At 49.7% G+C, this 26585-nt stretch carries 28 protein-coding genes; 9 read left to right on the forward strand and 19 right to left on the reverse strand.

Annotated elements, in window-relative coordinates; genetic code table 11:
* The first annotated feature begins 31 nt into the window (after window positions 1-31).
* Together AWQ23_RS03760 and AWQ23_RS03765 are read left to right on the forward strand one after the other, a co-directional pair.
* Window positions 32-673: a transglutaminase family protein gene (locus AWQ23_RS03760; protein WP_228657462.1), complete on the forward strand. Its 642-nt coding sequence runs from the start codon at window positions 32-34 to the stop codon at window positions 671-673.
* A 653-nt stretch (window positions 674-1326) separates the two neighbouring features.
* Window positions 1327-2184, forward strand: coding sequence for a pentapeptide repeat-containing protein (locus tag AWQ23_RS03765; protein ID WP_062432724.1), 858 nt, complete (start codon window positions 1327-1329; stop codon window positions 2182-2184).
* On the opposite strand, the gene AWQ23_RS03770 is transcribed toward AWQ23_RS03765, so the two are convergent.
* From AWQ23_RS03770 to cimA, 7 genes are all read right to left on the reverse strand, one after another.
* Window positions 2185-3675: a GMC oxidoreductase gene (locus tag AWQ23_RS03770; protein ID WP_062432727.1), complete on the reverse strand. Its 1491-nt coding sequence runs from the start codon at window positions 3673-3675 to the stop codon at window positions 2185-2187.
* Between the two features lie 73 nt (window positions 3676-3748).
* Entirely contained in the window at window positions 3749-4342 is a 594-nt protein-coding gene (locus AWQ23_RS03775; RefSeq protein WP_062432730.1) for a heme-copper oxidase subunit III, read from the reverse strand.
* 120 nt (window positions 4343-4462) lie between these two features.
* The gene (gene ctaD, locus AWQ23_RS03780) at window positions 4463-6118 is read right to left on the reverse strand and encodes a cytochrome c oxidase subunit I (protein WP_062432733.1); all 1656 of its coding nucleotides are present in this window, start codon (window positions 6116-6118) and stop codon (window positions 4463-4465) included.
* An 82-nt stretch (window positions 6119-6200) separates the two neighbouring features.
* Window positions 6201-7094: a cytochrome c oxidase subunit II gene (locus tag AWQ23_RS03785; RefSeq protein WP_062432735.1), complete on the reverse strand. Its 894-nt coding sequence runs from the start codon at window positions 7092-7094 to the stop codon at window positions 6201-6203.
* 19 nt (window positions 7095-7113) lie between these two features.
* The gene (locus AWQ23_RS03790; RefSeq protein ID WP_062432737.1) at window positions 7114-7713 is read right to left on the reverse strand and encodes a DUF2231 domain-containing protein; all 600 of its coding nucleotides are present in this window, start codon (window positions 7711-7713) and stop codon (window positions 7114-7116) included.
* A 3-nt stretch (window positions 7714-7716) separates the two neighbouring features.
* The gene (locus AWQ23_RS03795) at window positions 7717-8217 is read right to left on the reverse strand and encodes a DUF2231 domain-containing protein (RefSeq protein ID WP_062432740.1); all 501 of its coding nucleotides are present in this window, start codon (window positions 8215-8217) and stop codon (window positions 7717-7719) included.
* A 350-nt stretch (window positions 8218-8567) separates the two neighbouring features.
* A complete protein-coding gene (gene cimA / locus AWQ23_RS03800) occupies window positions 8568-10184 on the reverse strand; it encodes a citramalate synthase (RefSeq protein ID WP_062432743.1) in 1617 nt (538 codons plus the stop codon).
* Window positions 10185-10435: 251 nt separating this feature from the next.
* Here cimA and AWQ23_RS03805 point away from each other — a divergent pair, with 251 nt between their 5' ends.
* On the forward strand, window positions 10436-10909 hold the full coding sequence (locus tag AWQ23_RS03805) for a hypothetical protein (protein ID WP_062432746.1): 474 nt from the start codon (window positions 10436-10438) through the stop codon (window positions 10907-10909).
* A gap of 54 nt (window positions 10910-10963) precedes the next feature.
* On the opposite strand, the gene psb29 is transcribed toward AWQ23_RS03805, so the two are convergent.
* The 9 genes from psb29 to AWQ23_RS03850 all read right to left on the reverse strand — a co-directional run bounded on the left by psb29 (window position 10964) and on the right by AWQ23_RS03850 (window position 18088).
* Window positions 10964-11728, reverse strand: a complete 765-nt coding sequence (gene psb29, locus AWQ23_RS03810; protein ID WP_062436490.1) for a photosystem II biogenesis protein Psp29 — start codon at window positions 11726-11728, stop codon at window positions 10964-10966.
* Window positions 11729-12031: 303 nt separating this feature from the next.
* A complete protein-coding gene (locus tag AWQ23_RS03815; protein ID WP_030005967.1) occupies window positions 12032-12976 on the reverse strand; it encodes a F0F1 ATP synthase subunit gamma in 945 nt (314 codons plus the stop codon).
* A gap of 84 nt (window positions 12977-13060) precedes the next feature.
* Window positions 13061-14578 (reverse strand): F0F1 ATP synthase subunit alpha, encoded by a 1518-nt coding sequence (atpA, locus tag AWQ23_RS03820; protein WP_030005968.1) that lies wholly within the window; start codon window positions 14576-14578, stop codon window positions 13061-13063.
* A 101-nt stretch (window positions 14579-14679) separates the two neighbouring features.
* On the reverse strand, window positions 14680-15237 hold the full coding sequence (gene atpH / locus AWQ23_RS03825; RefSeq protein WP_062432749.1) for an ATP synthase F1 subunit delta: 558 nt from the start codon (window positions 15235-15237) through the stop codon (window positions 14680-14682).
* Window positions 15234-15761, reverse strand: a complete 528-nt coding sequence (locus tag AWQ23_RS03830; RefSeq protein ID WP_012306365.1) for a F0F1 ATP synthase subunit B — start codon at window positions 15759-15761, stop codon at window positions 15234-15236. Before AWQ23_RS03830 ends, atpH begins: the two co-directional genes overlap by 4 nt.
* Window positions 15762-15890: 129 nt before the next feature.
* Entirely contained in the window at window positions 15891-16376 is a 486-nt protein-coding gene (locus tag AWQ23_RS03835) for a F0F1 ATP synthase subunit B' (RefSeq protein ID WP_062432751.1), read from the reverse strand.
* 150 nt (window positions 16377-16526) lie between these two features.
* Window positions 16527-16772: an ATP synthase F0 subunit C gene (gene atpE, locus AWQ23_RS03840; protein ID WP_012306367.1), complete on the reverse strand. Its 246-nt coding sequence runs from the start codon at window positions 16770-16772 to the stop codon at window positions 16527-16529.
* A gap of 161 nt (window positions 16773-16933) precedes the next feature.
* Window positions 16934-17668 carry a F0F1 ATP synthase subunit A gene (atpB, locus tag AWQ23_RS03845; RefSeq protein WP_012306368.1) on the reverse strand — a complete coding sequence of 245 codons (735 nt, stop codon included), beginning with the start codon at window positions 17666-17668 and terminating at the stop codon, window positions 16934-16936.
* Between the two features lie 60 nt (window positions 17669-17728).
* Window positions 17729-18088 carry an ATP synthase subunit I gene (locus AWQ23_RS03850; RefSeq protein ID WP_030005970.1) on the reverse strand — a complete coding sequence of 120 codons (360 nt, stop codon included), beginning with the start codon at window positions 18086-18088 and terminating at the stop codon, window positions 17729-17731.
* A gap of 499 nt (window positions 18089-18587) precedes the next feature.
* Between AWQ23_RS03850 and AWQ23_RS03855 the strand changes: the two genes are divergently transcribed.
* The 3 genes from AWQ23_RS03855 to AWQ23_RS03865 all read left to right on the forward strand — a co-directional run bounded on the left by AWQ23_RS03855 (window position 18588) and on the right by AWQ23_RS03865 (window position 20271).
* A complete protein-coding gene (locus tag AWQ23_RS03855; protein WP_012306370.1) occupies window positions 18588-19562 on the forward strand; it encodes an aldo/keto reductase in 975 nt (324 codons plus the stop codon).
* 15 nt (window positions 19563-19577) lie between these two features.
* Window positions 19578-19934, forward strand: coding sequence for a hypothetical protein (locus AWQ23_RS03860; protein WP_041443370.1), 357 nt, complete (start codon window positions 19578-19580; stop codon window positions 19932-19934).
* Window positions 19935-20004: 70 nt separating this feature from the next.
* Window positions 20005-20271 (forward strand): hypothetical protein, encoded by a 267-nt coding sequence (locus tag AWQ23_RS03865; protein WP_232308955.1) that lies wholly within the window; start codon window positions 20005-20007, stop codon window positions 20269-20271.
* Between the two features lie 162 nt (window positions 20272-20433).
* Here the strand turns inward: AWQ23_RS03865 and ispG are convergent, their stop codons facing one another.
* The 3 genes from ispG to ebsA all read right to left on the reverse strand — a co-directional run bounded on the left by ispG (window position 20434) and on the right by ebsA (window position 23271).
* Complete coding sequence (gene ispG / locus AWQ23_RS03870) at window positions 20434-21654, reverse strand: (E)-4-hydroxy-3-methylbut-2-enyl-diphosphate synthase (protein ID WP_062432755.1); 1221 nt, start codon at window positions 21652-21654, stop codon at window positions 20434-20436.
* A 71-nt stretch (window positions 21655-21725) separates the two neighbouring features.
* Window positions 21726-22814: a phosphotransacetylase family protein gene (locus AWQ23_RS03875; protein WP_012306373.1), complete on the reverse strand. Its 1089-nt coding sequence runs from the start codon at window positions 22812-22814 to the stop codon at window positions 21726-21728.
* 76 nt (window positions 22815-22890) lie between these two features.
* Complete coding sequence (ebsA, locus tag AWQ23_RS03880; protein WP_012306374.1) at window positions 22891-23271, reverse strand: type IV pilus biogenesis protein EbsA; 381 nt, start codon at window positions 23269-23271, stop codon at window positions 22891-22893.
* Window positions 23272-23398: 127 nt separating this feature from the next.
* Here ebsA and dusA point away from each other — a divergent pair, with 127 nt between their 5' ends.
* Genes dusA through rsmG form a run of 3 tightly spaced genes read left to right on the forward strand, consistent with a single transcriptional unit; the run spans window position 23399 to window position 26530 of the window.
* The gene (gene dusA / locus AWQ23_RS03885) at window positions 23399-24421 is read left to right on the forward strand and encodes a tRNA dihydrouridine(20/20a) synthase DusA (protein WP_062432758.1); all 1023 of its coding nucleotides are present in this window, start codon (window positions 23399-23401) and stop codon (window positions 24419-24421) included.
* Window positions 24422-24434: 13 nt separating this feature from the next.
* Window positions 24435-25748 carry a four-carbon acid sugar kinase family protein gene (locus AWQ23_RS03890; RefSeq protein WP_062432761.1) on the forward strand — a complete coding sequence of 438 codons (1314 nt, stop codon included), beginning with the start codon at window positions 24435-24437 and terminating at the stop codon, window positions 25746-25748.
* 32 nt (window positions 25749-25780) lie between these two features.
* A complete protein-coding gene (gene rsmG / locus AWQ23_RS03895; RefSeq protein ID WP_062432763.1) occupies window positions 25781-26530 on the forward strand; it encodes a 16S rRNA (guanine(527)-N(7))-methyltransferase RsmG in 750 nt (249 codons plus the stop codon).
* Window positions 26531-26585: the final 55 nt, after the last annotated feature.

Raw genomic sequence — 26585 nt, forward strand, 5'->3', positions numbered from 1 at the left:
CTTTTGCAACAATCCTATATGAGAAATATCCATGCAATTTAAAGCTAAGGTCTTACGACTCGTATCAAGCAATATGGAAGAATATTTAAAAGTTAGTGAAGTCATCGACTGGCGACATCCAGAAATTCTGGAGCGTGCTAAACAGATTGCATTGGGATATGAGACACCAATAGCGATCGCAAAAGCATGTTTTGAGTGGGTACGAGATGAAATTTGTCATAGTTATGATTATCAAATGAATCCTGTGACTTGGCGAGCATCAGATGTTCTCCAGCATAAAACGGGTTATTGCTTTGCCAAAAGTCATTTGTTGGCAGCGCTGTTGCGCGCAAATCAGATTCCCGCCGGATTTTGCTATCAACGATTAAGTGTTGATGATAAGGGCGCGCCATATAGTTTGCATGGATTTAATGGAATTTATCTGCCCGAAGTTGGTTGGTATCGAGTTGACGCAAGGGGCAATAAAGAAGGAGTCAACGCTCAGTTTGTCCCCCCTCAAGAACAACTAGCATTTAAGACCCAGTTGACCGAAGAAGCAGATTTTCCAGTAATCCTTGACGAACCCCTTCAAGTCATCATAAAAGCATTGCAATCACAGAGTACGTGGGATGAGATGTTTCATACCCTTCCAGATATTCCGATAGAATTTGCGAAAAATTATGGTTTGGCATAGACAAATGTTAGTGTGTGCTAGCCAGCTAACAATTCAGGTAGGTTGGAAGGCAAAGGTTATCTGCGGCAGGTGGTGGGCAATGTTAAAGAGTTGTCACAGGTAAAAAACGTAAAGCTAAGGCGATCGCCCTGCCTTAACCATTGATTACGGAAATTTTGAGATTTTTAGCGATCGCCAACCGGGAAGGTTAGCCTGGAGGGGTCTAGTCGTAAACCCGATCAAACCGATGAATACTAAGACCCTTACACCAGTCGTTCAACCGACCAAAAATGTAGGACTTTTATTTGGGCGGCTGCCTCGAAAAGATATTTCCCAAAACCACCCCGTAAACGGCAAAGGAAAATGCACCCATAGCGGTTGTAGTTGCCCCTCATTCGTTGATCCACCCGGAGGTTTTGACTGCGCCCGCTGCGGCCACCCAATGTCCGAACATTGGTAGAACGTTCATCACCGACAAAATCTGAGTTCCCCAAAACTGTAAAGCTGATTTTGGTCAGTCCACTACCTTCACAACACCCGATTTCTGGGGGCTGTGGAGGTTTTGGTATTAATTCCCCTTTGTCATTTCCGAGAATCCTGAAGCCTGTATAAAGATTAGAGTGTTGCCAAATCGAGGACGCAATAATGGGATCAGTATTCGGGGAGTCTCAAGAATGCCCAAGCGATTCAAGCCATGGCAGCCAAAGGAAGAAATTAACAAGGGGTGGACAATGGGGGCGATCACCTTGCCAGTTGTGCTCTGGATGACAGGGTGGTTATGGTTGCTTCCTGGCCAAAGACAGCAGGCCAATTATCCTCATTTATTCCAAAACGAAAGCGTTACCCTCGTTGACACCCATCGCGATCACGAAATTTTAGCTAGCGACCTCCGGGCGATCGCCGCAATTGTTGGCGGCATTTTTCTATTCCTCAGTTTCCGCAGGGCCACAAAAAAGACGGAAACCACTGACTTCTGCGGTGCGGATCTCAATGACGCTAATTTCTCTGGTGCGGATCTCAAGGGCGTTGATTTTTGCGGTGCGAGCCTAATTGAGACCAACTTTAGTGGTGCCAATCTCAGCGGTGCTAATTTTAATGGAGCTAACCTCAGCCGCGCCAATCTCAACGGGGCCAACCTCAGCGGGGCAGCGCTCCAGTATGCGAATCTCAGCAGCGTGAATCTTAGATACGCCAACCTTAGCGGCGCTGACCTCAGGTATGCCAATCTCAGTGATGCTGATCTCAACTGCACCCTCCTGCGTGATGCCAACCTCAGCGAGGCGAACCTCAGTGGTGCCCTGCTCTTTTTTATCAATTCACGGGACGTGCTTAACCTTGAACCCATTCAACTCAAGGCAGAGCCCTCGCCCTTTCTCTGTAACGTTGCTCTCCCTACCTATGCCCAGCATCCAAAAATGAATCCCAACCGTGACTGCAACCGTATTCCGCGATTATTGAGCGATCGCTATGATATTTCCCTCGAAGAAGCTCAGGGGATCGTCGATGAAGCGCGGCAACATCGCTGGGACTAATTATCTAAGGATTTCTAACAGGCGATCGCCGACCCGGAGGGCATTGGCAATGACCGTCAACATGGGACTGGTGGCGCTACTGGACGGGAAAAAACTACTATCCACGACGTAGAGATTTTCGAGGTCATGGAGGCGACAATCCAGATTGAGCACGGATGCCGTGGGGTCTGTGCCAAAGCGACAGGTTCCGCACTGGTGGGCGACGACGGAAATGGGCATCCGAGCGTAGGGATGGGTTCCTTTAAATTCCTTGTCCACCGCCTTAAGAATCTGCTGCCAACGGTATAACAGGCGGTCGTGGGCTTCGAGGTTATTCTCGGTGTAGTTGAGGTGAACTTTATTATTTTTCAGCCACACACGGTTGTCGGGATTCGGTAAATCCTCCGTTTGCAGCCACCAACCCAGGGAGCGGGTCGCCAACTGTTTTAGCCCAAATTTCGGTAAAAACTTCGCTGCCACGGAGATTAAAGGAGGCGACTCAGAGAAAATGACATCCTGTAAAATGCCGCCGGAATCCTGCACATGACCCATGGGATAGGGGAAATCTTGGTCACCCCAATAAAAATCATTCACATAAAGCGATCGCTGGAAAAGACCATCTCTGAGGGTGGGTTCCTGTTCGACGATGACGGTCATCAATTGCTTCATCAGGTTGCGACCGACCAGCCCGGAACTATTGCCTAAACCGTTTTCATGTTTGGCGTTCGCTGATTTGAGGAGTAATGCCGCTGAGTTAATCGCGCCGCACGCTAAAACCACGATGTTCCCCACAAACAAAAAAGCTTGGTTTTGGATGACCGCCTGCACCCCCTTCACGATTTTGCCGGAGGGGTCAGTGTGGATGGAGGTGACCTGCGCCCCCGTTTTCAAAGTCAGGCGATCGCCGGCGCGGATAGCGGGACTAATGCCTGTGTCTTCGGAGTCCGTGCGTCCTTCCTGCCCGATGCCGATGGGGAGATAGTTCGGGTGTAAGCCATAGTTCCTAAAACGCTGATCAATGGCATCAAGTTGGGGCAACCTTTCGACCGGGGGAAAGCCATAATCCTGACTCCGGGAGGGTTCCGTGGCATCATCACCGCCTTGCCCATGCACCTGGTATAACTTTTCTGCTTCGGTGTAATAGGGTTCAAAATCGGCGTACTTTAACCCCCACCCTGGGGAAATGCCATCTTTGTGTTCCACCGCTTCAAAATCCTTTTCCCGGAGCCGCATCAACACCCCGCTATAGATTTTAGTGTTGCCGCCGACGCAATAACTGGTTTGGGGATGGAATGGCTCACCGTGCTGGTCGTACCACTGTTCCGGGGCGTGGTATTGCTCTTTTTTGAAAACTTCGACTTCAGTTAATTCGGAGCTTTCCTTTTCAGAAAATTGCCCCTGTTCTAGCACCAAAACTTTCTTTCCTTCATCCGCCAATTTTCGGGCGATCGTGCCACCGCCTGCCCCAGTTCCGACAACGATTACGTCATAAATTTGGTCATCAATAATCATTACTTACACACCACTATGTCTAAATTTTATGTCTCAAATTTTCGTAGGGAAAAAAGAGCGGCGATCGCCCCAATTATTGCCAGAGATAAATCAGCCCGAAAAGAATAATCCAAATCACATCCACAAAGTGCCAAAACCATGACGTTGCCTCCACGCCATACTGTCCACCAGCATAGTTATTCGGCAGAAAAGAACGTCCTAGCATCACCCCTTGTAGCAAGACCCCCGTCAGGACGTGCAACCCGTGAAACCCCGTCAGCAGGTAGAAAATTCCACCATAGACCCCAGACGTAAACCCAAACTCTAAACTCTGCCATTCCACCGCCTGACCATAGAGAAAATAACTCCCCATTGCCATTGTGAGCAGCCAGAAAAAACGGAAGCCCCAGAGATTTTCTTTATGCAGAAACCGTTCCGCCAGATAAATCACACCGCTACTCGAAACCAGCACCACCGTATTAATCGCCGGATCATGGATTTCTAAACCCTCAACCCCCGGCGGTAACCAATCCGTTGCCGAGAGTTTATAGACGATATAGCCCACAAAAAAGCTGATGAAAATCACACTTTCTGAGAGTAAAAAGACAATAAATCCAAACAGACGATGATCCTCTTCTCCATGTCCGTGGCTTGTTGCCGAGATCGGGGTTTCATTGATGGCAGTCATAACAATAATTGCAGTGTTAAAAAAACTGAATTTCTAGGTAGGGGGGGTGCTCGGCGGGGACGGTAAGGGCGGTTCGCGAACCGCCCCTACGAATGGTGATGGGGCGACAAAATGATGGGTTTAACCCCCCAGATTTTCCGTGAGGGGTTCCGATTTGCCGTAGCCATAGGGTTCCGCGATGACGATGGGCAACTCCTCGAAATTTTCATGTTCCGGGGGGGAAGGTACAAGCCATTCCAAACCGATCGCCCGCCAGGGATTTGCGGGAGCGCGATCGCCGTTAATCCAGGACGCAATCATATTGAGCAAAAAAGGAATCGTGGACATGCCGAGGATAAAACCGCCGATACTGGCAATCACATTCCAGAAGGCAAACTCCGGATCATAGGACGCAACCCGGCGCGGCATTCCCATCAAACCCACCGGGTGCATGGGCAGAAAATTCAAGGTTGTGCCGATCATCGTCAACCAGAAATGCAGTTTCCCCAGACCCTCGTAGTACATCTTGCCCGTCATTTTCGGGAACCAGTGGTACACCGCCCCATAGATCCCAAAGACGATCGCCCCGTAGATCACATAGTGGAAATGCCCCACCACAAAATAGGTATTGTTCACATGGATATCCACCGGAACCGATGCCAACATAATCCCCGTGATCCCCGCGAAAACGAAGTTAATCAACCCCCCCATCGCAAAGAGCATTGGCGTATCCAGGCGCAATTTTCCGCCCCAGAGGGTCGCCACCCACGCAAAAACTTTGATCCCCGTCGGCACAGAGATCAGCATCGTTGAAAACATAAACAACATCCGCATCCAGGGGGGCGTACCACTGGCAAACATATGGTGTACCCAGACCACCCCACTGAGCGCCACGATAATCATTGACGAAACGACGACGACCTTATAACCAAACAACGGCTTTCGGGCATAGACGGGGAACAGTTCCGAGAAAAAGCCAAACACCGGCAAAATCATCACATACACCGCCGGGTGGGAATAGAACCAGAAAAAGTGCTGGTACAACACCGGACTGCCCCCCTGGGAGGCATCGAAAAAGGTTGTGCCCACTGTCAGATCAAAGAGCAACATCACCGCCCCAGCAGTTAAAGCGGGTAACCCAAAAAGCTGAATAATTTGTGCCGCCAGCACCGTCCAGACAAATGCCGGCGTTTTAAACCAGCCCATCCCCGGACATCGCATCCGCACAATGGTCGTGACAATATTCACCGCCCCTAGGATCGAGGAAATCCCCGACAGCGCCACAGAAACCAACCAAAGAAATTCGCCATTGAGCAACACTCCCGCTGGATTCTGGATACTCACCGGGGGATAAGACCACCATCCCGATTGGGCGGGTCCCCCCGGAGCCAGGAAACTCAGGATTAGCAGCGACCCAAACACCGGAACCATCCAAAAGGCGATCGCATTGAGTCGAGGGAATGCCATATCCTGTGCCCCAATCATTAGAGGAACCAGATAATTCGCAAAACCCGCCAACACCGGAAATGTCCAGCCAAACAGCATAATGCTGCCGTGCATCGTAAACAGGGCATTGTAAACGGTGCGATCCACGAGATCCGGTTCTGGGGTGATTAGTTCCCCCCGCATGATCATCGCGAAAATCCCGGCGACGAGGAAGAAGAAAAAGGACGTGACAATATATTGCAGTCCAATCACTTTGTGGTCGGTACTGAAGGAAAAGAAGGTACGCCAGTTCGGGAGGTTGGTGAGGGGTTGTCCCTCGTTGGTCAGGGCTTCTGGGGGAGCTTGGGTCATGGTTTGTGAGCGATTACGGAATTACAGAAAATTTATGGAAGACTGACAAAAAAATTCAGAGGAAAAAGGTCAATAAACAAAATCAGGGATGATAATTCACCACGGGCGGCGGCGCAGGGGGCACAGTTTTCCAGGCGGCGCGGTCTTCTTTCTGTTGACGGCGGGCGTATTCACTGACGGCTTGGTTTGGCGCTGGGGTCGGGGTTTGGCGGGCAGCTTGGTTTAACCAGGTTTGGTAGTCTTCCTGGGATTCCACCACCACATCGGCTTGCATCGCTGCGAAATAAGTGCCACTAAATTGGGAATCACGGATGCGGTATTTCCCTGTTTTGATCGGTGTAAATTCAAAATCGGTGTCTTCAAAGGGGATCACGTCCTGCTTCACCCGGAAGGCGGGAATGAAAAAGCCATGGATCACATCGGGCGATCGCAGAATGAAGTGGGCGCGTTGGTTTACCGGGAGATGGAGTTCGGTGCTGGTGACATTTTTTTCAGGGTAATGGAAAATCCAGGCCCATTGCTTGGCGGTTACTTCCACGTTGGTGACGGGCATCTCCATGGTGGTTTTCCCTGTAGAAACATTGGTCACTAAAGCCTCTTGGTGCATATGTCCCGGAGCTTGAATATTCATCTCGCGGTAGGTTTGATAGCTGAAATAGGCTAAATAAATCACGATCAAGAAGGGGATCGTTGTCCAAACGATTTCTAGGGTGACGTTGCCTTCGATGGGGGGGCCATCACTGGTGTCGTAGCGTCCTGCCCGGTGGAAGAGGATCGAATAGGTCATCGTGCCGGCAACGCCAAACAGGATAAATGTGCCGATCGCCACCAGGGTGCTAAAGAGCCGATCCACCAGTTGGGATTCCACGGAAGCCTGGGGCGGTAGCCAACTGTAGGACCATTGCCCGACCCAATAGCTAAATCCCCCCAAAATCAGGGCGATCGCCGAAAGTGAAATAATTGTTTTTAATTTCATAGCCTAAGTTTTCTCACCCCTACCGCAACAGCACATTGGGATCTTCACCGAGCCGGAGCAGATGACCCGCCGTATTGTGCGCGCCAAATTCTGCGGCTAACTGAGCGCCTAATGTGCCGTGGACATACATCACAAACATAATCACCAGTCCCGCCAACAGATACCACCACTGCACCTGCCGACTGCGATCGCTGCGCCAGACATACCGCTGAAAGCCCCGCCAAACCGTCATGCCAACGATTAACGCCAGTAACAGCACGCCGCCGATGCCGTGCCAAATCATCGTATCTATCGCAGTAAAATTCCAGGCACTTTTTACCTCAGACGGGGCATCCATCAACAGCATTTCGTAGAAACCTGCCGCCACCGTAAAAAAGGTAATGATTGACGCCGCCACCATGTTGTACCAGCCCACATCAAAGAAATTAGAACGGGTGGCCGGGATCGATAGGTATTTAAAAATGGGACGCTCAAAAGTAAAAAATACACCGACAATATCGAAAGCAATGCCAATGATGAACAGCCCCAGGGTCAGATGCACCAGATTCGGGTGAATGGGAATGCTGTAGGGTAAGCCGTTTGCCCCCAAATCGAGTTGATGGATCAGATCAGAATACATCGCTTATAAAAGTCCCTCTTTCGCTGCTTTGACAATCTCTGTGGTGTGGAGTCCGTAAACCCAGACCAATTTATCGCCGAGATATACCTGGAAAAAGACAATCCCCGTCAAAATTGCTCCCATACCCAGATAGGACATCGGCAAGGTTTCCGGGTTTTTAGAGCGAATCACGTAGCGCCAGCCCGTCAAGGCCGCGATAATCCCCGACAAAGACCAACCAATGATCGTGTGGAGATTCAGCACGGGTTCAACGGCATCGTAGGCGATCGCCAAACCTGCTTCGATTTGTCCGAAGATAATGGCAATAAAAATCGAAACCGTGGCGACGAACATATTCCACCAGCTCACTTCATAGAGTTTGCTATTGCGGCTGAAATAGCCAAGCACATCACAGAAAAAAGCAAATAACACCATCGCAATCACAAAATGCACCACAATCGGGTGAATTGTGTCGGGATAGGGCAGATTATGCTCGTTGAGGGGGGGAAGAAGATTATCAAACATGAAAATTGCGTGGAGAGGATGCGACCCAGTCCCCAAGAATTCTGAAGCCTTAGCAACTTTTAAGTTACTAATTTTCCAAAAAGAGAGTCCTTTGGGTTTGGTAGGTTTGGGTCATAGTAGATCAACACCAGAACCAGAAAATAAACTAAAAATCTGAGTTGAGTGAGTCCGGCAACTAGAACAAGAGACGGCAATGAGGAATACTGATACCCAAAATTTTTTAGGTATTTTGACTTGCAAACCATACTAGCTCAGATCAAAAAAGGAGGGGTGGCGATCGCCTCTAAATGTCAACTCTCCCGCATCGGAAAATGGGTCAAAAAATCTACACCGTCCCCGCAGATTTAGAGTCACAGGGTTGCCACAGGTAAAGGCACAGAGGGATAAGGCGATCGCCGCAACAGACCATACTCAATACCCTCGACCACAGCCCGATAGGATGCCTCAAGAATATTGGCTGATACGCCCACCGTCGTCCACCGTTCCAGGCCATCACTTGATTCCACCAAAACCCTGGTTTTTGCACCAGTGCCCGCTGCCCCATCCAAAATTCGTACTTTATAATCCGTCAATTGAAACTCGGCAATCTCTGGGTAAAATTTCGTCAACACCTTCCGCAACGCTTGATCCAACGCCGAAACGGGGCCATTGCCCTCTGCTGCTTCGAGCAAATTTTTCCCGTTCACTTCTAACTTGATCGTGGCGATCGCCGTACTTTGGGTTTCTCCCACATCACAATTCACATGGAACCCCCGCAGTTTAAAAAATTCCTGCCGATGCCCCAATGCTGAACGGATTAACAACTGAAAACTCGCCTCTGCCGCCTCAAATTGGTAGCCTTCATGCTCCAAATCCTTTAATTTCTGCAAGATTGTTCGACTGGCCAGATCCGTTTTCTCTAAGGCAATGCCGAAGCTTTTCGCTTTAGCCAAAATATTGCTTAATCCCGCCTGTTCTGACACGACAATACGCCGCTCATTGCCCACCGTTTGCGGATCGATGTGTTCATAGGTAAGGGCATTTTTTTGCACTGCTGAGACATGAATTCCTCCCTTATGGGCAAAAGCCGAACGGCCCACATAGGGCGCATGGTCATCGGGAGCTAGATTGACAATTTCGCTGATTAAGCGACTCGTCCCGGTGAGCTGTTGTAGTTTTTCCGGTGCGAGACAAGGCTGATTTAACTTCAGTTGCAAGGTGGGAATTAACGTGCATAAATTAGCATTACCACACCGTTCGCCATAGCCATTGATGGTGCCCTGGACCATGGTGGCCCCGGCTTGCACGGCCATTACTGCGTTGGCCACCGCCATCCCCGAATCGTTGTGGGTGTGGATGCCAAGGGGAATCTTGAGATCCGGAAATGCCCGTTGAATATCCTGGAGACTGGTCATAATTTCTTGGGGCAATGTGCCGCCGTTGGTATCGCACAAAACCAGATATTCGGCTCCCCCTTGGATCGCTGCTTCGAGGGTTTTGAGGGCATATTCGGGGTTTTGTTGGTAGCCATCAAACCAATGTTCGGCATCATAGATTACCCGCCGATTTTGGGATTTTAGATAGGCGAGACTCTCCCGGATCATCGCGCAATTTTCTGTCAAAGTAGTGCCTAAACCGAGGGTGACATGGAGATCCCAGGATTTGCCAAAAAGAGTAATCCAGTGGGTTTGCGCCCGGAGGGATGCCTGGAGTAAAGAGTCCGTTTCGACGGCGGAATGGGGACGTCGTGTTGAACAAAAGGCGACAATTTTCGCTTGCTGGAGTGGATATTCCCGGAGATGTAGAAAAAATTGTTCATCCTTGGGATTTGCCCCTGGCCAGCCCCCTTCAATAAAGGGAATGCCGAGGCGGTCGAGGTGTTGGGCGATGCGGACTTTATCTTCGAGGGAGAGGGCAAGCCCTTCTCGCTGACAACCATCGCGGAGGGTGGTGTCGTAGATCTGAACTGGGTTTTGGGGAGAAACCATAGGGGAACCGTCGGCTAGAAATGCTGCTTTTGATCCTAGCAAGGGAGTTTCTGGCTAAGGCGGGCCTCGATACGATTCCACAAACTTAGACAATCTTGTTGATATTTCGGGGTCAGTACATCGCTAAATTTTCTAGACATTTCTTTGGAAACATTGATCACTGGCCCCAAGATTTTTGAAGCTTCTGGGGAATCGAGTACACTGGAGATACTTTTTTGATTTTGTGATGCGTTTATAAGCTTGTGTTGTCTATGGCGATCGCCTTCAAAGTTAGTCGGTGGTGTCTTAGCGGCTTCATCGCAGTAAATTTAATCGGCTGTACTCCTTGGACAGTTTTATCTCAACAGGAAAACCTGGGTACAATCAGGCAGCCCATCGCCAGTCTTGGGGCTGTGTCACCGGGGGCTGAGGTCTATGTCCAGGGAACTGTAACCCAGCGGGTACCTCTCCTCGATCAAGGTGCTTACGAATTGCAGGACAGCACCGGGCGCATTTGGGTGATTACGGAAACTCCGCTGCCGGAGCCTGGGGCAGAATTGGCGATCGCCGGGCAATTACAATTCCATGAGTTGCAACTCCAGCAACAAAATTTTGGGGAATTTTTTATTCAAGAACAGGCGATTATCGACACCGTAGAAGAGGGAACGATTTCACCGCCACAATTACCCATTAAAGAACACCTTGATCTGCAGTTTTTACCCCACAAAGGCAATCAAAAATCCTGAAGATCAAAGTGTTAGTAAATAACATTTAAGAATCAAGGTTTTGCACAAGTAATCCTAAGCATCGGAGCCGGATTCGCTGGTTTCTTTTTGTTCGTCTTGTTCGTCGTTGGTTTCAGTCGCTACGGTGGCTTCTGCTGCTTTGGCCTTCGCCTCTGCTTCTGCCTTTTCCCGACGTTGCCGTTCTACGGCGAGGGCATCTTCTAAGACCTCTAGGACTTGATTCATTTTTTCGAGATTGCTGCGATAAAGATCTAAGTCTTTTTTCATTTTCTCCTCAGGGAGATTCAGACCTGCGGTGACTGTAGTCAGCATTTCGTCGCGCTTCTCGGTGTCTTCGAGGAGTTGCGGCTCTGATTCACCCAAAAAAGTATAGACGCCAATGGCAAACAACCGACTATATTTAAAGTGATCATTTTTGGCGATCGCCTCAATTTTTTCCCATAATTCCTGGGCACCTTCGGGGGGCACATCTTGCCGGAAGCACTCAATCAGTTGCGTCCCAGAACAACGTTTTGCCAGTTCAACCAGGGCCATTGCATCTTCTTTGTAACGGTTGGCGTCGCCCCCAATCGCTTGGCACATACTTTGGAAAATAGAAACTTTATCCGCCTCTGGGCGATAGCCTTGCATAAAGCGCTCAAAGGAAGTGACGACGCCCAGCGCATAGAAAGGATCGTAGCGAAAATCGGCGTTCACCGACAGTAAATGCATTTCAACCAAAAGTTCTTCGACGACGCGCCGAAAAATCGAATTAATTGGCCGAGTATGATGTGTATAAAAATCACGCTTCGTATCGGAAACGGTGCGAACTTGACTCACAAATGGAACCCACAATTGACATTTCAATATTCTATTTTGACGTTTCCAGAGGCGTTTGCCAAGGTGATGGGTCTGGGACGGATTCTTGACGGCTCAATATTTCAATTAAAATTCACCCCAAAAAATCTCCTTTGGTCAGTAAATTGATCCCCTCTAAAAACTCCTTAAAACTCTTTGGCGATCGCCTCCCTAGGCCACTATAAAAAAAGAGTGACATGGTTATGCCACCCTTTCATGTTATTAAAGCCGTCCTCAAGTAACCGTTAGCGTTAGTGACGGTAATGGGAATGACTTGTTCGCCTCTTAGAGTGCATTTGCACCGGCGACCACTTCCAACAGCTCCTGGGTAATCGCTGCCTGACGGGCCTTGTTATAGGACAACGTCAAGGTTTTCATCAGCTCAGAAGCATTGTCACTGGCATTGTTCATCGCCGTCATCCGCGCCGCCAACTCACTGGCTGCCCCTTCCTGGAGCGCCCGCAGCAGTTGGTTGCTGAGATATAGCGGCAACAAAGCATTCAAAATGTCCTTCGGATCCTGCTCGAAGATCATATCTGCGGGCAGTTCTTTAACTTCGGTTGCCACCTTTTCCCGTTCGACCTGGAACTTACCACCCCGGGTAATCAGGTTGAAAGTTTCGTCGTCAGGGTTGGTGAGCGCTTCAGGTACCAAAGGCAACAGCGTTTGCACAACGGGCTGAGAACTAATCAAAGACACAAAGCGTGTGTAAATCAGTTCAATTTTGTCCACTTCTTCCGAGAGGAACAAAGAGAGCAGTTCATCGGCAATGTCCGACGCTTCTGCTGCCGAAGGAATTTGTTCTAAACCAGCATAGGTTTTAGCAACGGGAGCTTGGCGATTCTGAAAATATTGCACCGCTTTACGGCCCACCAGCACAAACTTGTAGCTGATACCAGCCGCTGCTAATTCTTTTGCTCTTTGTTCGGCTTTGCGGATGATGTTGGCGTTGTAGCCCCCACAAAGGCCGCGATCGCCAGTGATGACCAACAGACCGACACACTTTACTTCCCGTTGCTTGAGGAGGGGCAAATCTGCTTCTTCAAGGCGGAGACGACTCTTGAGGCTATAGAGTACCTGCAAGAGGGTGTTAGCAAAGGGACGGGTGGAAGTCACCTGTTCTTGGGCACGACGTACTTTTGCCGCGGCCACCAGACGCATCGCTTCGGTAATTTTCTTGGTATTTTTGACGGATTGAATCCGGTCGCGAATCCCCTTTAGGTTTGGCATGAGTAATATCCCTTAGTTCGATTCTGGGTCGCCTGCAACCCCTGGTGATGCTAGCCATAGGCCACAGGCGACATGATCATCTGCTTAGGCCGCAGCGGCGAAACTTTGCTTGTGCTCGGCGATCGCCTCTTTGAGGAGGTTCTCCGCTTCTTCAGAAAGCACTTTATCGTTGGCAATGATTTCACCGTACCGGGCTTTGCTGGTGGCGAGATACTGACGGAGGCCAGCAGCAAACTCAACCACTTTATCTACAGGAACATCATCAAGATAGCCATTCAAGCCAGCGTAAACAATCGCCACCTGCTCAGCAACGGAGAGGGGAGAGTTTTGGGGCTGTTTGAGGATCTGACGCAGGCGCTGACCCCGGGCCAACTGGTTTTGGGTTGCTGCATCCAAGTCAGAAGCAAACTGGGCAAAGGCTTCGAGTTCTGCAAACTGGGCCAATTCCAACTTCAGCTTACCGGCAACTTTTTTCATTGCTTTGGTTTGAGCCGCAGAACCAACCCGGGATACGGAAATACCCGCGTTGATCGCCGGACGGAAACCTGCGTTGAATAGGTCAGAGGACAAGAAGATCTGACCGTCGGTAATGGAAATAACGTTGGTGGGAATGTAAGCAGAAACGTCACCGGCTTGGGTTTCAATGATCGGTAGAGCGGTCATACTACCGCCGCCGAGTTCATCACTGAGTTTCGCTGCCCGTTCTAAAAGACGAGAGTGCAAGTAGAAAACGTCACCGGGATAAGCTTCACGTCCGGGGGGACGACGGAGCAGCAAGGACATTTGGCGGTAGGCCTGGGCTTGCTTGGAAAGGTCATCGTAGACAACGAGGGTCGCCTTACCTTGGTACATGAAGTGCTCGGCGATCGCCGCACCAGTGTAGGGAGCAAGGTACTGGAGAGTTGCCGGATCGTTAGCATTCGCAGCAACAACGACAGTGTAATCTAGCGCGCCTTTAGATTCGAGGGTCGAAACAACTTGAGCAACGGTGGACGCCTTTTGACCAACGGCCACGTACACACAAATTACATCTTCACCCTTCTGGTTGATGATTGTGTCAACCGCAACGGCAGTTTTACCAGTTTGACGGTCACCAATGATCAATTCCCGCTGACCCCGACCGACGGGAATCATCGCGTCAATTGCGGTAATCCCAGTCTGCATCGGTTCATGGACAGAGCGACGGGCAATAATCCCAGGGGCCATGAATTCGATGAGGCGGGTATCGGTAGCGTCAATGTCGCCTTTCCCATCGATGGGACGGGCAAGGGCATCAACAACACGGCCAACGGTCGCGTCGCCAACGGGGATTTCTGCAATCCGGCCAGTGGACTTCACACTACTGCCTTCTTGGATGTCACGACCGTCGCCCATCAATACGGCACCGACGTTGTCTTCTTCAAGGTTGAGGGCAATCCCTACGGTGCCATCTTCAAACTCAAGCAATTCACCGGCCATGGCCTGCTCAAGACCATAGATCCGAGCAATCCCATCACCGACTTGAAGTACGGTGCCGACGTTATCGACTTGAACTTTTTGGTCGTAGGACTCAATTTGTTGACGAATAATGCTACTAATTTCGTCGGGTCTGATACTAATCATGTCTGTACTGTTAAATAAGGTTAATTCTAGGGACAGTCTATTGAGACACTTTTAAAGTTAAGTGGCCGGTGTTAAAACAGGTCCAAAAAATTGGCACCAGCTTAGTTTGAGCCTAATAGATCCATGCTGATCCGCCGGAGTTGGCCCCGCAAGCTAGCGTCAAAGACCTTGGAACCGACTTTGATCACGACACCACCAATCAAATCGGCATCGGTGCTAATGTTCAATTCGACGGCATTGGCCCCGGTCATTTGTTTGACTTGATCGGCGATCGCCGCTTCTTGGTCAGTGGTCAACGGTTGCGCACTCGTGACATCAGCGAGAACAATATTGTTCAGTTTTCGCTGGAGGGCGACGAATTCCTGGCAAATGCCTTCGAGGAAAACAATACGCCGACGATCCACAAGCAAAAACAAAAAGTTGAGGAAGTAGGCATCTACATCCTGGCCACAAACCCCTTGCAGAACACCTTTTTTATCCTCTGCTTTGACCAAAGGATTCATCACAAAAGACCGGAACTCCGCAGACTCTTGGAAGAGTGACAGTAAAGCCCAACAATTTTCTGCAAATGCCTCGACTTTATTGGTCTCTTGCGCAAGGGTCATCAGGGCACCAGCATAGGGCTCAACGACCTGAGCAATCATCGTGTTGCCTTTCATGCGCCACCTCCCAGTTGTGCAATGCTGCGATCAACTAACTTGGCTTGAGCAGACTCATCCAAATCAGACCGCAATTGAGCTTCCACTTTTGCCAGAGCAAGTTCTGCAACCCGTCGCTTCAGCTCGGTGATTACTTTCGCTTGTTCTGTGCTTAATTCTTTAACCGCAGAGGCCTTGAGTTTTTCAACTTCATCGCGACCTTTGGCCAAGATGTCTTGTTTGGTTTTTTCTGCGGCAACCTTAGCGTCTTCCCGAATCTTGGCAGCCTGGGCCTGGGCCTGTTCGAGATCTTTCTGGGCTTTTGTCAGTGCTTCTTGGGCTTTTTTCGCGCGGTTTTCAGCGTCTTCTAGATCGGCGACAATTTTGCTTTTGCGCGTCTCTAAAATATTGCCAATAAACTTGCTCCCATAGACGTACAGAACCCCAATGATGATCGCAAGGTTGATAATGTTTGTTTCTAAAATGTCGAAGTTTAAATGAAAACCACCCTCCGATGCGGTGGCAAGGTAGGAAATAATTCCCATGATATCGATCTACCCCAGCGCTATTTGCTTATGGTGTATACATCTAAAAATGGATAACTCTTTTTCTTAAAGATATAAAAGCTTGAAATCTTCAAGAGTTCCCATCTAGGCAGCGAAAACCGCACTACCCTAAAGCTTTGCCCCAACTAATTTAGAGGCGATCGCCTGGCTTAGAGAATCAACTTGTTGTTCAAGGGATTTGAACGCAGATTCCCGTTGTGCCTCGATTTCCAGAGCTGCTTTTTCCCGCTCCGCCAAAGCCTCAGCCTGGGCAGACTTCACTTCATCTGCTACGACCTTTTGAGCTTCAGTCTGAGCTTTTGCAATTACATCCTGGGCTTCACGACGCACATCACGGAGTTCTTGCTCATATTGAGCGGCTAAGTCCTCCGCCTTTTGCTGACGTTCTTTCGCGTCCACTAAGTTGGTGCGAATGTAATCGGAACGGTCGTCAATTGCTTGACCAATAGGCTTATAAAAAAGCTTATTTAACAACGCCGCCAAGACCAAAAACTGAATGGCCATCACGGGGAGCGTTGCGTCAAAATCAAAAAGACCACCCTCAGCGGTTTTCTCGACTGCTTCAGTTGCTAAAACAATTGTCCAGTGTGTCATTTATCAATTGACCCCACCGTGTTTGGGTCTTATAGAGTTTATACATCTAGGGGGTTACCCCATTGTCCCATGGAAAAACGGGGCTTAGGTCATCCAGGTAAGCTGCCTTTAAATCAGCCTCGAATGACCTAAACCCAGTCCAGTGTCTTTTTATGCAAAGGGGTTTGCAAACAAAAGAACGAGGGCAACAACAAGACCGTAGATGGTTAAAGCTTCCATAAAAGCCAAGCTGAGGAGGAGAGTACCGCGGATTTTGCCTTCCGCTTCGGGTTGACGGGCAATCCCTTCGGCTGCACTACCCGCAGCATTACCTTGACCAATACCAGGGCCGATCGCCGCAAGACCAACAGCAAGAGCAGCAGCAATAACAGAAGCAGCAGCAGTTAAAGAATCCATAATTTTTTCCTTTCGATGTTATTGAAGTGGGTATAAACAGGTCTCTAAAACAGATCCCCGTCAAAAAAATTAACAGAAAAAGTGACCAGAAACACAAATCAAGTTGAAATTTCTAGCTAGCCTTCGGGCTTTTATCAATAATCCTGAAGTCAAACCTTCCCTTAGTGATGACCTTCCATCGCTTCAGCAATGTAGGCTGCGGCGAGGGTCGCAAAAATCAACGCTTGGATCGCACTGGCGAATAAACCAAGTGCCATCAAGGGTAAAGGAATAATCAGGGGAACCAAGAAAACCAGTACACCAACCACCAGTTCGTCCGCGAGGATGTTTCCGAAAAGACGGAAGCTCAGGGAGAGGGGCTTGGTGAAATCTTCCAGAATGTTAATTGGAAGCAGGATAGGGGTTGGTTCCAAATATTTTTTCAGGTAACCAATTCCACGCTTTTTGAACCCAGCATAAAAGTATGCCAAGGAAGTCAACAGAGCTAGGGCTACGGTGGTGTTAATGTCGTTAGTGGGAGCGGCCAATTCACCTTCGGGTAAACCAATGATTTTCCAAGGCACAAGGGCACCGGACCAGTTGGCAATGAAGATGAAGAGGAACAATGTTCCAATGAAGGGCACCCAAGGACGATATTCTTTTTCGCCTAGCTGGTTTTTAGCCAGATCCCGAATAAATTCGAGGGCGTATTCCATGAAGTTTTGGAAACCACCAGGGACACGCTGAACATTACGGGTTGCTAGGATCGAAGCAAGCACGAGTACAGCAATAACGAACCAAGAGGTCATTAGTACCTGTCCGTGAACTTTTAAGCCACCGAGTTCCCAATAAAAATGTTTGCCGACTTCGAGTTCAGCAAGGGGAAATAAACTAAATGTAGTTAAACTATTAAGCATTTCCATTTGATGATCTTTCCCCGGTTCTTTCTCTCGACAATCAAGGGCTAGGGCGGAATTCTAATTTGTTTTGTCTGCGGTAAGTAAACTATTCGGCAGCACATAAACAATGATGGCAAGTTTATAGGTAATGAACCCTAAAAAAGCGGGGAGAATTTCCAGTTGCTCCAGTTGGGTTGCGATGACGATCAAGCCGATAAAAAGGGCTAGGCGACCGGAACCGGTTCTGGGATTAGTGCTACTGATTTTTTCTACGCTTTTTGCCAACTGTCTCAAATAAATTATTCCAACGCCAGCACCAATGAGATAACTCACTGCTGTTTGGGCAGAATAAAAGTACCAGACCAACAGGGCGATCGCCCCACTGATGGCAAGAGTCACAAAAAAAATGGACTGTTTGAGCTGATAGTACTCGTCCATTGGGGTGTTACTTGCCGAATCCCCATTGTTTTCTAAGGTTGAGTTAGAAGAGTTGGGAATGTCTGATTGGCTTTGAGACTCAGATGAATTCACGCTCAGCAGGTTTAGAAGATCAAGGGTTTTGATCAGTTTATTTGACTGTCTATATTGCTTTGTACAAGGGAAACAGTACAAACCACGTGCAATCATATCACGCCATTGTCACAATCCTTAAAAAGTTCCCCATGACCCAGGGCGAAGGCTGTAAAAGGGCTAAAGATGGGGATTTGTGGGTTGTGTCTGGGGAGATTCAAGTTATTTTTATAGGGCGCAAACCTGCTTTGGTGGGAGAATGAATCGTTCTAGGAGGATTATGGCGATGGAGACTGCGGTGTTAGATTGGGTGGCGATCGCCGGTTATTTTGGCGTTACCCTACTGGTTTGCTGGCAAATTTTCAGTCGGCGCTAATCAGCTTTTCCTGACTTTTTCTCAGTATTTCACTCCATTCAAACTGATGTTATGCGCGAGCAACTTATTCTCCCCGCCATGGGCTGTGGCACCTGGGCCTGGGGCAATCGCCTGCTGTGGGGGTACCAACCCAGCATGGATCAAGAACTACAACAGGTGTTTAATTTCTGTGTGACCAGCGGCATTACCCTCTTTGATACGGGGGATTCCTATGGAACCGGGCGTTTAAGCGGTCGTAGTGAAAGCCTTTTGGGGCAATTTTCCCAAGCCTACACTGGCCGTCACCAACAGGAAATCATTCTGGCGACTAAACTGGCTCCTTATCCTTGGCGGCTCACCGCTGGCTCCATGAAGCGGGCTGGGGCCGCCTCCGCAAAACGCCTCCAGCGGCCAATTGATCTAGTGCAAATGCATTGGTCAACGGCAAATTATGCCCCTTGGCAAGAAAAACGATTATTGCGGGGTTTGGCAAAACTGTACGAAACGGGTCAGGTGAAAGGCGTAGGGTTATCCAACTATGGTGGCAAGCGACTCCGGGAAGTGCACCGTTGGTTTCAGGATTGGGGCGTACCGATTCGGACATTGCAGGTGCAGTATTCTTTGCTTTCAACGGATCCGGTACTGAAATATGACGTCAAAGCCGTATGCGACGAATTGGGGATTCAGTTAATCGCCTATAGTCCCCTGGCCCTTGGTCTGTTGACGGGAAAATACAGCTTAGATAAACCGCTACCCAAAGGTTTACGACGGCGAGTTTTCAAGCAAGTTTTGCCGAACATGGCCCCGTTGCAGAGCTGTTTACAGGAGCTGATGGCGCTGCACCAAAAAACCATGGCCCAGGTCGCTTTAAACTGGTGTATTTGTAAAGGGACAATGCCGATTCCGGGGGCAAAAAATCTCACCCAAGCCCAGGAAAATGCTGGGGCATTGGGTTGGCACCTAAGCGCCGCTGAAGTAGAAGCCCTCGATCAAGCGGCAGCCCAAGTCACAAAAACCATGGTGCAAAATCCGTTCCAATCCCGTTAAATTTTGAAGCTTGCTATGACCCCTGTCCCTGTAATTGAATCCCCCGAACAGTTGTCGGAATGTCTCACCCAAGCCCAAACTTGGGCAGAAATTGAACTGCTCACTCAAGCCTACCCCGACTTTAAGGCGATCGCCTGGAAACAATTATCGGCAGATCAGCAAGGCCGCATTCTTAAGCTCAGGGATTTGAAAGATAAGGCGATCGCCCAGGAGTTCCCCCTTGGTTGCCTTGTGCAACGCCGGGCAGATCCAGAGCAAAAACAGGGCAAAGTAGTGGATTATTGGGACGCCTACGGGGTTGATTACGTCGTGTTTACCGTTGATGGCTTTACCGATTGGTGCCCCGGTTCCATGCTCGAACGACTCGATTAAAACGGTAGGCGCTGCTCTTGAGAAAATCAATATATATTGCCGCGCTTTAACTTGTGAAAGGGAGCGTGTTATGAAAAAGTACATGCTCTTTTCAGACTTGATCAACCTTTGGCCCATGCGTGATACCTCCGAAATTCGTTTTCAGCTGCACCACGAGCTTAACCAGTGTTACCAAAAGCTCTTTGATTCCCTCGCTACCATGCAGATCAAAGAAGGGGATGCAGCCACCGTTGCCCAACTGCTGCTGAATTCCCGCCTGGATGCCCTTAAGCACCTCGTCAGTGAAGCAGAACGCCCCGCTTACGATGCCCGTTACCCCGAAGACGCGGAAGATTAGCAGGAACAAAAACAAACCGTAGAACGTTCCTATGATTGACAGTCTGAATATCAAGGATTCGGCTCTGCATCAATCGGTTCATTGCTTTGATACGAGAAAAAACCCAGGGGATGAATTGATATCGCCTGGGTGACAAATGATTGAGAAAATTTCTATCAAAAACTATTGAGGCGGATCAACCCAGCGACCATCAGCTTTAATAAGGTTAATCAGTTCTTCAACCCCTTGGGCTTCCGGGACTTTGCGGATTTCTTCCCGACCACGGTATAGGGAAATTACACCGGGCGTTTTCCCCACATAGCCATAATCCGCATCGGCCATTTCACCGGGGCCATTCACGATACAACCCATTACGGCAATATCTAGACCCGTGAGGTGATTTGTCGCTTCGCGCACCTTGTGGAGCACTTCTTCGAGGTTAAAGAGCGTCCGGCCACAGGAAGGGCAGGCGACGTATTCCACCATGGTTTTCCGTAGGCCTAGGGCTTGGAGGATGCTATAGCAGACGGGGATTTCCTTTTCAGGTGCTTCCGTGAGGGAAACACGGATTGTGTCGCCAATGCCTTCAGCCAGGAGCGTCCCAATGCCTGCGGTAGATTTAATCCGGCCATATTCTCCATCTCCAGCTTCGGTCACACCCAGGTGGAGGGGATAGTCCATGCCGAGTTCATCCATCCGTTTAGCCATGAGGCGATAGGTGGCCAACATCACCGGGACACGGGATGCCTTCATGGAAATGATCAGGTTATGGAAATCGAGGGACTGACAAATCCGAATAAATTCTAGGGCTGATTCGACCATGCCTTCGGGAGTATCCCCGTAGGTGAAGAGCATCCGCTCGGCAAGGGAACCATGGTTGACGCCAATGCGCATGGCTTTGCCTTGATCCCGCAGAGAAACCACCAAGGGTTCGAGGGTTTCACGAATCTTTTCACCAATGGCCGCAAATTCTGCTTCGGTATAACCGGTGCGATCGCCACTGGCCTGTTCAAAAACATAAAGACCGGGATTGATGCGCACTTTATCCACGTGTTTTGCCACCTCTAGGGCAATTTTCATGCCGTTATGGTGGACATCCGCCACAATTGGCACTGCCTGGTAGGTTTCGGCGAGCTTAGCTTTGATTTGGGCCAGGGAACGGGCGTGGGCCATACTCGGAACAGTTACCCGGACGATTTCACAGCCAATTTCATGAAGTCGGCGGATTGCCGCGACGGAGCCCTCCACGTCAAGGGTATCTTCGTTGATCATCGACTGGACAACCACGGGATAATCACTGCCGATGGTGACATTGCCCACTTTGACAGCTCTGGTTTTCCGGCGATGGATAGTGGTATCCACAAGGGAATCGGTCGTTTGCACAGGACGCTCTACAGCTTGCATGGAACTTGAGGATAGGAAATTACAAAAAGTCGCTGGTATCTAGGATCTAAGCATAAGCGTTGGCAAAGGTTCTAGGCAACGGGAAAGGGCATCTGGGCCAAGAAACGCTCGAAGTCAAAATGCTTTTGGAAGAGGGTCTGGGCCACTTCTACTTTAATCGGTTCCTGGAGGCGCACATGGTTAAAGGCTTGGTCGATGATTTCGACGGTGGTCAGGGTGTCATAGTCCACCGACAGAATTGGGATTTCTAGGTCTTCGGCGCGGTTGAGAATAATTTCTTGGGGGGCGACATGGCCTGTCAGGATCAGACATTGGGTTGAGGTTTCTAGGGCTGCCAGTTGCAGATCAGTGCGATCGCCCCCAGTGACCACCGCCATATTTTGCCGTTGCCGGAAATATTTCAAGGCAGAGTTAACGTTCATCGCGCCAATGGTGAGACTTTCGACCATCAGATCCAGACGATTAGCCCGACAAAGAACTTCCGCATTGAGGCGCTTCACCAATTCCCGCACCGTTACACTCCGGAGGATGCGGTCGGCGGGGACGAGGCCATAGACATCAATGCCCCGCTGGGCCAAGAAGGGCTTAATTTGGGTTTCGGCGGTTTCGAGGGCTTCGGGGGGAATTTTGTTAATCACCACTCCCATGAGGCGATCGCCCAGAAACCGATAAATTGTCAACAAACTATCAACTAAAAGCTTGTGGTGGTAGGGGATGACCAAGAGGATTTTGGCCCCTAGGGTCGCTGCAATTTCCCCGGCAGAGAGGTTAAATAAACTCCCTTCCCAGAGACTTTTGGGGGCTTCGATAAAGGTAATGTCACTGGCGATCGCCCCTAGATCATCCTTTAATTTTTGGGGATAATCGGTTTGGTCTTGACCCGTGAGTCGCTGGGCCACCGTTGCCTCATCCAGAAAAAGTACCGGCGATCGCACCTCCGTTTCCTTAAGACCAAAGGCTTCCCCAAGGAACCGGAGATCATCTTCGATGCGGGTGAAACGCCCATTCTGCTCGTCATGCCAAACTGTACCGATGGGCTTACTGTAGGCCACAGAAATGCCTTTTTGCTTAAGGCTCTGTACCAACCCAAGTAGCACAGCAGATTTCCCACTGTAGGGTTCGGTAGAAGCAACGACGATATGTTGGGTTGAATTGGTCACACCCACTACTCCTTTAGAAGCTCACATTCTTTAGCCTCCACAATAACGGAATTTCGCGACTGAGCAAACCAGGACGCTATTCTTTTTTTAGGCCCAGAAGCTCCCGATAAAAATCCTTAGGAAAGTCAATGGCCCCGTCACGGCCGAAGCCAATTAAGAGATCAATGAGGTAATCTACAAACTGGTGGTTTGGTAATGTCACGCTGTAACTGAGATCCGCCTGGGCCGCAAATTGAAGGCGACAACTGGTCATTTCCGACGGTAATTTAGAGACATACCAACTGGCCACAAAGGGGATACTTTCTCCTTTTTCGATTACCCGTTTCCCCTCAACGGAGCCGATCTGGTATAGTCCGAGGGCTTTGGGCAGTGTTTTTTGTTTATTTTTTGGATAGTAGGGAGCATAAACCATCACTTCTCCCTTTCCTGCAGATTGGATATCGTCAAAAACAGCCATGGGGCATTGCTCTAAAGAAATCAGTTAGCGTTGAGAATACATCGCATTGTAGCCTGTTGGCTGGTTTCTGTTTTGTTCTAGGATTGGCTGAAATTTCCGTTGAATATTTCTTCATCCGTTTTGGTTTATGTCGCAGAGGATCAATGCCGTGGTTTGTCCCCATTTGTTAAGTGTAGCGCCGATGATGGATCGTACCGATCGCCATTTTCGTTACTTGATGCGCCAAATCAGCCGACGGACATTACTCTACACGGAGATGATTACCACCCAGGCGATTATCCATGGCGATCGCCCCAAGCTTTTAGACTTCGATGCCGCAGAACATCCCATTTCCCTCCAATTGGGAGGCGATAATCCCAAGGAATTGGCCGAATGTGCCAAAGTGGGCGAAGACTGGGGTTACGACGAAATTAATCTCAATGTGGGCTGTCCCAGTCCAAGGGTACAACAGGGCAATTTTGGGGCTTGTTTGATGACCCAGTCGGAGTTGGTGGCCGATTGTGTAGCGGCGATGCAGGAGGCAGTCAATATTCCCGTTACGGTAAAACATCGCATTGGCGTCGATGAACAAGATAGTTACGCAGACCTCTGCCGCTTTATCGAGATTGTCTCGGCAACCGGATGCGATCGCTTTTCTGTCCACGCCCGCAAAGCCTGGCTACAGGGTTTAAGCCCAAAAGAAAACCGCACGGTCCCACCTTTACGTTATGCAGATGTTTATCGGTTAAAACAAGACTTTCCTCACCTCTGGATCGAGATCAATGGCGGCATTACGACGCTAGAACAAATTCAAACCCATTTAACCCAAGTGGATGCAGTAATGGTGGGGCGGGCAGCCTATGACAACCCCTATCTGTTTGCGACGGTGGACCGCGATATCTATGGGGAAGCGGTACAGCCCAAAAGTCGCCATGAAATTGTTGAGGAGATGTTGCCCTACATTGAACGTGCCACAAAAGCCGGGGTAAAACTCCACAGCATTAGCCGTCACATGTTGTCGCTGTTTTTAGGCCAACCCGGTACCAAAGCCTGGAAACGGTTTATCACGGAGGAGGGTCGAGGAACGACGGTGGGGCGAGAAATTATTGAGCAAGCCTTGGCCCTGGTGCCCCAGACAAACGAGATCGCCAATCCGGTCTCCCTGGTTTAGGAAGAAAGTGACCATGACAGCAAAAATCATTGTGCTTGATGATGACCCGACAGGCTCCCAAACGGTGCATAGTTGTCCATTACTATTGCGTTGGGATGTGGACACGCTGCGGTTGGGTTTACGGGATGCTGCGCCCATTCTGTTTATCTTGGCGAATACCCGCGCTTTGACGGAACCAGAGGCGATCGCCACCACCACAGCAGTTTGTCGGAATCTCAAAATTGCCCTGACCCAGGAAAATATCCAGGAATATCTGATCGTCAGTCGTTCGGATTCCACCTTGAGGGGCCATTTCCCGGCAGAAACCGAGGCGATCGCCAACGTATTAGGGCCGTTTGATGCTTGTTTTTTTGCCCCAGCATTTTTTGAGGGGGGCCGCATTACCCGCAACGGCATTCACTATGTCCAGGAAAATGAACGCTTGATCCCCGTGGCTGAGACAGAATTTGCGGGCGATCGCCTCTTTGGTTTTCAGGACAGTTTTTTACCTGATTTTATTGCGACAAAAACGAAGGGCGTAGTGACAGCGAATCAAGTGGCTTGCCTGAATCCAGGGAATTTACCCGAAAATCTTCAAGATTATTTTTGTCGTCTGCAGAATGGCAAATGCGTTGTCCTCGACGGTGAAAAACAAGCTGATTTTGATCGTTTAGTCCCTGACCTCTTCCGAGCGATTCACCAGGGTAAAAAGTTTCTCTTTCGTAGTGCCGCCAGTTTGCTGACTTCCCTCGCGGCTCTCGGCCCCCAGCCGATTCCCCCAGAAGAAAGTTTTACCGTGCGGCGATCGCCCCAACCAGGCCTGATTATTGTCGGTTCCCACACGCAAAAAACAACCGTCCAACTCACGGAATTACTGCAATTAGCAGGCGTTGTCGGTCTTGAGATCGATGTAGAGCTGTGCCAAACATCCCCAAGTCGTGATCAACTAGCAGTAGCGATGCTAGAGCAGATCCAAAAAATTCGTCAGGCCGGACAAACCCCCGTACTCTTTACCAGTCGGCAAGTGCCAGCCAGCGACCAAGCCCAACATAACCTTGAATTTGGTAAAAATATCACGGCTCTATTCCTTAAAATTCTTGCCCAGTTGCCCGCAGATCTCGGCTTTGTGATTAGTAAAGGCGGTAACACCACCAATGCGCTGCTCCAAAAAGGTTTGCGGGTTCCGGCGATTCAGTTGCTCGGCCAAATTATTCCTGGTTGTTGCCTCGTGCAAACGGAGCATGATCACCCGCAATTTCCCCAGTTGCCCGTGGTACTGTTTCCTGGCAATGTGGGCGATCGCCACAGTCTCGTCACCGCTTACCAACGCCTCCAAATTCCCCGTTGATCCCAATCTAGGCTTTATTTTTTCTTGAAACCATGAACGACATCGAAGCCCTATTTCGCGACCTATGCCAGCGCTATGCCGATCCTCACCTTTGGCAACCCGATTCCTCCCACTATCCGGCCCTTGCTGCCCTTTACCACGGCATTTGCGACGGCAACCAGCGGCTGAATCTGACCCGAATCACGTCTCCAGAAGACTTTTGGGAAAAACATTTGTGGGATTCCTACGCCGCTTTGAAACTAGACGTGTTGGCGGAGCGTTTAACCCAGCCCCAAAAAGTAATCGATGTGGGCACTGGGGGCGGCTTTCCTGGGATTCCTTTGGCGATCGCCTTTCCTGAGTGGCAAATCACCCTGCTCGATGCCACCCGCAAAAAAATTAATTTCCTCGTTGAACTGAGCCAAACCCTCCAACTGAATACCCTTGGCATCGCTGACCGAGCCGAAACCCTGGGTCAAGACCCAAAATACCGGGAAAGCTATGACATCGCGACGATCCGCGCCGTGGGTAAAGCCTCCCTCTGTGTAGAGTATCTCTTACCCTTACTCAAAATTGGCGGCCTCGCGGTTCTCTATCGGGGCCAATGGTCTGAGGCCGAAACGGAACAACTCCAAGGGGCGATCGCCCAATGTGGTGGTCAACTCCTAGCCGTACAGCAATTTACAACCCCAATCACCCAGGGCCAGCGTACTTGTCTCTACATCGAGAAAAACCAGACCACAGCCCCCCAATTCCCCAGGGCGATCGGCCTCCCGAAACAATCCCCCCTCGCCCCGGTTTAAGCCTTATAGATCAAGCTCCCTGGCCCTCTGTCGAATCTTGTTTACTTGATCCCAA

It is taken from the genome of Picosynechococcus sp. PCC 73109 (assembly GCF_001521855.1).
Classification (GTDB): domain Bacteria; phylum Cyanobacteriota; class Cyanobacteriia; order Cyanobacteriales; family MRBY01; genus MRBY01.

Coding starts and splice junctions, on each gene's coding strand:
- ispG (WP_062432755.1), bottom strand. CDS start 21,654: ATGCAAGCTGTAGAGCGTCCTGTGCAAACGACCGATTCCCTTGTGGAT.
- ctaD (WP_062432733.1), bottom strand. CDS start 6,118: ATGACCCAAGCTCCCCCAGAAGCCCTGACCAACGAGGGACAACCCCTC.
- AWQ23_RS03865 (WP_232308955.1), top strand. CDS start 20,005: ATGAAAAAGTACATGCTCTTTTCAGACTTGATCAACCTTTGGCCCATG.
- atpE (WP_012306367.1), bottom strand. CDS start 16,772: ATGGATTCTTTAACTGCTGCTGCTTCTGTTATTGCTGCTGCTCTTGCT.
- rsmG (WP_062432763.1), top strand. CDS start 25,781: ATGAACGACATCGAAGCCCTATTTCGCGACCTATGCCAGCGCTATGCC.
- AWQ23_RS03770 (WP_062432727.1), bottom strand. CDS start 3,675: ATGATTATTGATGACCAAATTTATGACGTAATCGTTGTCGGAACTGGG.
- atpB (WP_012306368.1), bottom strand. CDS start 17,668: ATGCTTAATAGTTTAACTACATTTAGTTTATTTCCCCTTGCTGAACTC.
- AWQ23_RS03795 (WP_062432740.1), bottom strand. CDS start 8,217: ATGTTTGATAATCTTCTTCCCCCCCTCAACGAGCATAATCTGCCCTAT.
- AWQ23_RS03805 (WP_062432746.1), top strand. CDS start 10,436: ATGGCGATCGCCTTCAAAGTTAGTCGGTGGTGTCTTAGCGGCTTCATC.
- AWQ23_RS03785 (WP_062432735.1), bottom strand. CDS start 7,094: ATGAAATTAAAAACAATTATTTCACTTTCGGCGATCGCCCTGATTTTG.
- AWQ23_RS03835 (WP_062432751.1), bottom strand. CDS start 16,376: ATGACACACTGGACAATTGTTTTAGCAACTGAAGCAGTCGAGAAAACC.
- AWQ23_RS03790 (WP_062432737.1), bottom strand. CDS start 7,713: ATGTATTCTGATCTGATCCATCAACTCGATTTGGGGGCAAACGGCTTA.
- dusA (WP_062432758.1), top strand. CDS start 23,399: ATGTCGCAGAGGATCAATGCCGTGGTTTGTCCCCATTTGTTAAGTGTA.
- AWQ23_RS03860 (WP_041443370.1), top strand. CDS start 19,578: ATGACCCCTGTCCCTGTAATTGAATCCCCCGAACAGTTGTCGGAATGT.
- AWQ23_RS03815 (WP_030005967.1), bottom strand. CDS start 12,976: ATGCCAAACCTAAAGGGGATTCGCGACCGGATTCAATCCGTCAAAAAT.
- AWQ23_RS03850 (WP_030005970.1), bottom strand. CDS start 18,088: ATGGACGAGTACTATCAGCTCAAACAGTCCATTTTTTTTGTGACTCTT.
- AWQ23_RS03890 (WP_062432761.1), top strand. CDS start 24,435: ATGACAGCAAAAATCATTGTGCTTGATGATGACCCGACAGGCTCCCAA.
- AWQ23_RS03765 (WP_062432724.1), top strand. CDS start 1,327: ATGCCCAAGCGATTCAAGCCATGGCAGCCAAAGGAAGAAATTAACAAG.
- cimA (WP_062432743.1), bottom strand. CDS start 10,184: ATGGTTTCTCCCCAAAACCCAGTTCAGATCTACGACACCACCCTCCGC.
- atpA (WP_030005968.1), bottom strand. CDS start 14,578: ATGATTAGTATCAGACCCGACGAAATTAGTAGCATTATTCGTCAACAA.
- AWQ23_RS03855 (WP_012306370.1), top strand. CDS start 18,588: ATGCGCGAGCAACTTATTCTCCCCGCCATGGGCTGTGGCACCTGGGCC.
- atpH (WP_062432749.1), bottom strand. CDS start 15,237: ATGAAAGGCAACACGATGATTGCTCAGGTCGTTGAGCCCTATGCTGGT.
- AWQ23_RS03775 (WP_062432730.1), bottom strand. CDS start 4,342: ATGACTGCCATCAATGAAACCCCGATCTCGGCAACAAGCCACGGACAT.
- ebsA (WP_012306374.1), bottom strand. CDS start 23,271: ATGGCTGTTTTTGACGATATCCAATCTGCAGGAAAGGGAGAAGTGATG.
- AWQ23_RS03760 (WP_228657462.1), top strand. CDS start 32: ATGCAATTTAAAGCTAAGGTCTTACGACTCGTATCAAGCAATATGGAA.
- AWQ23_RS03830 (WP_012306365.1), bottom strand. CDS start 15,761: ATGGGAATTATTTCCTACCTTGCCACCGCATCGGAGGGTGGTTTTCAT.